At 53.4% G+C, this 5,281-nt stretch carries 5 protein-coding genes and 2 pseudogenes; 4 read left to right on the top strand and 3 right to left on the bottom strand.

Translation table 11 applies throughout. The annotated features are described in order from the left end of the window. A partial coding sequence (locus tag NA647_RS19440) for a hypothetical protein (protein WP_256059146.1) occupies positions 1-656 on the bottom strand: 656 nt, incomplete at its 3' end. Positions 657-735: 79 nt separating this feature from the next. Between NA647_RS19440 and NA647_RS19445 the strand changes: the two are divergent. The 3 genes and pseudogenes from NA647_RS19445 to NA647_RS19450 all read left to right on the top strand — a co-directional run. Next, positions 736-962 (top strand): annotated as a pseudogene (locus NA647_RS19445) (IS5/IS1182 family transposase); the annotation flags it as partial. 330 nt (positions 963-1,292) lie between these two features. After that, on the top strand, positions 1,293-1,514 hold the full coding sequence (locus NA647_RS19675) for a BPSL0761 family protein (protein WP_336604969.1): 222 nt from the start codon (positions 1,293-1,295) through the stop codon (positions 1,512-1,514). Positions 1,515-1,564: 50 nt separating this feature from the next. After that, entirely contained in the window at positions 1,565-2,329 is a 765-nt protein-coding gene (locus tag NA647_RS19450; protein ID WP_256059147.1) for an SIR2 family NAD-dependent protein deacylase, read from the top strand. Positions 2,330-2,395: 66 nt separating this feature from the next. On the opposite strand, the pseudogene NA647_RS19455 reads toward NA647_RS19450, so the two are convergent. Beyond that, a pseudogene (locus NA647_RS19455) lies at positions 2,396-2,709 on the bottom strand (hypothetical protein). Positions 2,710-2,823: 114 nt separating this feature from the next. Here NA647_RS19455 and NA647_RS19460 point away from each other — a divergent pair. Next, complete coding sequence (locus NA647_RS19460) at positions 2,824-4,167, top strand: hypothetical protein (protein WP_256059148.1); 1,344 nt, start codon at positions 2,824-2,826, stop codon at positions 4,165-4,167. A 656-nt stretch (positions 4,168-4,823) separates the two neighbouring features. Here NA647_RS19460 and NA647_RS19465 read toward each other — a convergent pair. Further along, on the bottom strand, positions 4,824-5,281 hold a 458-nt coding region (locus NA647_RS19465), incomplete at its 5' end, for a hypothetical protein (protein ID WP_256059149.1).

Here is a 5,281-nt window from a genome sequence, read left to right on the forward strand (position 1 = left end):
GGCGAGAACCGGAGCATGGTATGGCACGAAACGAGGTCTTCAATGGCGCCTGAAAGCCGAGATTTATCGTCGCTGGCCGCAAGAGTATGTTCAGGTGAGTACCACTGCCACTCGTCCACGATATCGCCCGTCAATGGATTTTTCAGCTCACGGAATGATTCGTATCGTCGCTGCTGCAGAATTGCATGGGCCGTATCCTCGTCCGTGAAGACCCGCATACCTTTACCCATAGTTTCGTAAGACGCAGCGCGCGTCACGGCATCACCAACGATAAAGGCACCAATGGAGTGGTCGATCTTATTGGGTTCGTGAATATCTCCATAGGCCAGCCCCGCTCTACATAGCAGCCCCGACTTAACAGCGTCGTGCATAAAAAATCGTCCGGCTTGGACTAAGGACGTTGCATCCCTCGACCAGATGAATGCACAGTCTGATAGTTGGGCCAGCTTCACAGCTGAAAAGTGTCGCTGAGTCCGCATGAGTGCTTTTCGGAAAGCCAAAAGAATCTGCGCAGCTAACAACTGGTGTGGATAGTCGCCATCTGCCGGAACCTTCCAGGGTTTGTACTCTTGCTCTGCGAGGCTTAGCTTCCCTCTCGTGAGAGCGCTGAAACCAAGCATATCCACGAACAGTACAGCCCCTTGAAAACTACGCATCCGGATACCTGGTTAGTGAAATCATAAAGTCAGTATCTTAATGCAGGTCATGCCAGGAACGAACTCCAGACGCTGCTCGGTTACCCAGCACCATTTGATCGTTGCTCACGAGGTCACCAACGTCGGTCCGACCGCGACCAACTCAGCTCGATGGCCATGCAGGCTCGCGACGCCATCGGCTCAGAAACGTTATCGGTAGTAGCTGATCGTGGCTACTTCAAAGGTGAAGAAATCTTGGCCTGTTACGACGCGAACATCACAGCCTATGTGCCCAAACCGATGACTTCAGGCGCCAAGGCAGATGGGGTAGAACCCATCACGCATCAGCTCGCTATTAGCCTGCCGCATTGCGTTAAGAGGTTTAACGAGTGGGCTTAACTTAAACAGCCAGCCGGATGCCGCAAGACGTTTGGCCGGGAACTGATGTAGCTTGCCACGTCCGCTGGGCCTAACAAGTGACCTGTAATGAGAGACTCCTTTACAACCGATGCTTCTGTATGGCCACCCCGGTTGTCTTCTAACCGCCCGGTCCTTGCTTCGTTCATGGGTCGGCTTGCGCGGCGAGTAAGGTATAAATTGATTTTGGGGGTTCGCCAAAGCCCACGAGCATTCACCACCGAGGACTTCGTTATGACCATGCCAAACGAGCGAACCCGGGCCGTGGTTCAGACGCGGGAATTTCTAGTCGAGTTGTCGAGAGACTCCGCGCTACCCGACAACATTCGAAAAGATGCCAAATTCCTACTTCGACACTTCCCAAGCAGCATTGACATGCGCCAGGCTGGCCGGATCGAAGAAAGCTCTGTTGCAGCTGCAGGATGCCTTGGGCCGGTTTTTAGCTCAACCATCGATTTTTAACACCGGCTCTAACTATTATCGGCTAGAAAGCATCATCAGGCAGATCACTTATGAGCGACATGCGGCGAGCAACCATCGCTTTGCAGTCCGCCCGCAGCGTGGTGTTCTTTACCGGCGCAGGCATTTCCGCCGAAAGCGGTATTCCCACCTTCCGTGACAAGCTTACCGGGCTTTGGGCAAGGTACGACCCACAGCGATTGGAGACAGCGGAGGCATTCCGTGCCAACCCTGCACTTGTATGGGGATGGTATCTGTGGAGAAGGCATCAGACTAGACAAGCCCAACCGAATGCAGCTCATCAAGTGCCGTCGCGACTTGCAGCCACAGGCAGGAACGTATCCGTAATAACTCAGAACATTGATGATCTTCACGAGCGCGCTGGGTCAGTGGATGTGGTTCATCTACATGGCAGCCTTGCGCAGCCGAAATGCTTCGCCTGCCATCGGCCTTCCGAGCTGAGTGAAGAGCAGCTAGTGGTGCATGGTGATCGACAGGAGGTAGAGCCCCCTCGTTGCAGACACTGCAATGGGAAACTGCGGCCCGCCGTCGTCTGGTTCAAAGAGGATTTACCCAGGGCTCCCTGGAAAGCGGCCATGCATATGGTGAAAACGTGTCAGGTATTGGTCTCTGTAGGTACCTCCGGCATCGTTACGCCTGCAGCGGACATACCGGAAATAGCACTCGCGGCGGGAGCTACGGTGATCCATGTGAATCTTGTGGATGTCTCCCTAGACAATCCCAACGAGCTGATGTTGATCGGCAAAGCGTCCGAGGTCCTGCCAGCGTTTCTGAAAGCCGCTTTTCCAAAGGCTTAGCGCGCAGTGCTACAGGAGATCGGCGCAACTGTTCTAATCCGGACGCTGACTCTGAGCCAGCCGAACTCATAAGGTCGTATCGCCGCCGTCATTGAAAAGATCATCACGGGCCACGCGTCCGAAATCATTGATTTCTTCGTTCTCGTCGCTGAACATGAAGTTACCATACGCTCTCGTCTAAGCCCCGAAATCGTCCTGAAAAAGCAGGGCTCACATAGATGGACCTCATAGCGCTCGCCATCATGGGCCGAGCCAAAACCCCAACTAGCGCGAAGAGCTCCAAATTGCAATCCATACCCCTCAACACGCGTGCTGTCGCCACAAACATCGCACAGAACATCGCTAACCGACTCAGTCTGGACCAAGCCTTTGATCTTCATTGACAACCTCCACCTATACGCCATCGTTTACCCTAGCATCGGCAGCTTGTGAGTGGTAAGGCGTTTCTCGGTATCAGCTAGTACCGATCTGGGGCGATTCTTATAGGGAGCAAAATGAGTCATCCGATGTGGATTGCTCAACGCGATGGGCATGATTGGACAGATGATTCTGCGCTACGCGTAATTGACTGGTTTCGGAGCATGGTGACGGAATCTGTTTGGTCGCAGCGTATGAATGCAGTTAGGGAAAGATTCGAATCGGGTAAAAGAGCTTGGGCGCATGGCAATCCTGAGCCCCTTTTTGATCCGGAAGATGCAATGTTCTGGTACCTATTCCAGGCTGCTGCGTATGCTTCCCCTGGTCGACGTCATGACTACTTCGAGCCCGATGCTTTCAGGATTAGCCCTGTGTTCGCTCGGCTGGGTCAAATGCTCCCGCAGCTATCTCATGTTGTTGGCATTGAAGACCGCCTTGAGACCTTAATGACTAAAGGTAAAAACCAGCCGGATGCAGGGCTCTATGAGGTTCTTGTCGCCGGCACCTACAAAAGCCGGGGGTGGAAAACAGTCACATTTGTTCCCGAACAGCCGGGCATCGCGAAAACTCAGGATTTGCTGGTCACCAATGGCCGGCGACGGTGGGCGGCGGAATGCAAGCGCGTAAACCGAAACGAATATGAGCAGCAGGAGTATCAATGCGCCTTGGCCTTGGCGCAGCCTGTACACGAATTATCAGAACAGCTTGGGTTTTCAGTCCTCTGTGAGGTGATGTTTCTAGTCGAGCTAAAATACGTCCCCATGGAATACCTAGTAAACAGGTTACGCGATTGTTTATCCGATCCGAGTTTGCGTGCTTGGGAAGACGAGATCGCTATCGGTTTCATTCAGGACGCTCGACTTGATCTCCTGCAGCAGGTGTTGCAGCACGATGATGTGTTCTATGGCTCAAGCAGAATGGTTGAGTTGCTCGCAGGGCGGTATCGGCAGGATTTCGACCACAGCGTTAAGGCGCTGTGGGAGCCATCTCTGCAGCGTCCACTCCATGCATATTGGGTAAACCAAGCCAGCGTGGTCAGCTGGCGTAGTGGATCGCCTGAGGCAGCGGAGAGCAAGGCGCGCCACTTTCGGGGTCTTATTGCAAAAGCCACTAGGCAATTGCCTACTGATTGCCCTGGCGTTGTGCACGTGGGCTACGAGGCGCTCGGTAACAACTCAGTGGATCAACAGCGCCATGCGCGCAATAGTTTCGAACTGTGGCGATTTGATCCAGAAGGCTCCCGGTTACGCTGGGTATACGCCAACTACCTCATGCCCGAACACACAACGGCGAGAAATGAGAATTGGGCGGTCAAAGAAACCACCGCTCACTACCGCATAGGTAGGCATAAAACGGCTCAGCCATTGCCCGGTCATTTAGTACTAAGCCAAGAGGATGGGGAGCGGGGAGATCATTGGTGAGAATGACAGATGAATATCGACATCTGCATACCTGGCCTACGCAGCACTCTTTGTAGATTCAGACTCAGCAGGGACTTGACGGCTCATCGCAATAGAAAGCATACGTGCCGAAGAACTTACCTGCCTCCTGAACTTAGCGGACAATGCGCCACACAACACGATGGCGTCTAAGCCTCGCAAACTCGAGCAAGCAATCGCACAGGGTGACAGGAACTGAACGTCCTCAATCAGGACAATCCACTTTCAGCCCCAGCAAACACAGAGCACACTCAACACGCTGCACCAGATTGAGAACGACTATACGCCAGAACTCTACAACCTGAAGTGCTCAGCAGTATTTGAGCATGTGTATGAGAGCTACGCGGAGCGAGATTCGGGGGGGTATGCCTTTGCGCATTAGATAATTCCAGTTAGGGGACATTTAGTGATGCTGCACATGCGGATCGGTGCAGGGTGTAACCACTGTCTCTACCGCGCGCCCTATTGTGCGAGCAGCGCGCGGGGTATCGCTGCTGATTTAACGCATAAATACTCAAGCCGAGCAGGCTGATTTACCCACGCCTCACCGGTCGTACTTAGCGCTTGTATTAAAGACAGAACTGCAACGCAATTACCGATTACGGCTATGCATCCGTCGATCGCACTGCAGCTGGCAATTATCTAATTGCCTCTCCGCCCATGCCTGCGTGATATCGGTTTGCAGAAGCCCTGGCAGGTGAAAATATAGGGCGAGTAGAAACGACGGCACGCTCCAGCTTTCTATAGGCGACCATAGACTGGGCGAGGAGATATTCTCCCGTCATGTCTGGCTGCCCATCTGCTCGGCGCGCATAAATTGCTACAGCTGACCACACCTCCCACGCTTCTCGTGACTGCCATACGCTCGCCACTTCATCAGTATCTTCTTCTGTAACAACCTGGCACCGCGCTCTCACTTTCTCATGGATTCTGCGTACTTCTGGATTCTCATCTAGCTCACCCAAAAAAATGCTGCGCAACATATGGATCGAGGTGATCTGCCCAAAACGGCCCTTGGTCTGTATAGGCACGCCCCGGAATGAGGGGTGCCAGGTGGTCAATGAGCAGGGAGACGTATTGTCGCGCCATACCTTTA

This window comes from Stutzerimonas stutzeri (assembly GCF_024448985.1).
Lineage (GTDB): Bacteria > Pseudomonadota > Gammaproteobacteria > Pseudomonadales > Pseudomonadaceae > Stutzerimonas > Stutzerimonas stutzeri_AP.

What these genes read in the sequence shown, in the direction of transcription:
- NA647_RS19450 (WP_256059147.1), top strand. Translation starts at nt 1,565, where the DNA reads ATGAGCGACATGCGGCGAGCAACCATCGCTTTGCAGTCCGCCCGCAGC.
- NA647_RS19675 (WP_336604969.1), top strand. Translation starts at nt 1,293, where the DNA reads ATGCCAAACGAGCGAACCCGGGCCGTGGTTCAGACGCGGGAATTTCTA.
- NA647_RS19460 (WP_256059148.1), top strand. Translation starts at nt 2,824, where the DNA reads ATGAGTCATCCGATGTGGATTGCTCAACGCGATGGGCATGATTGGACA.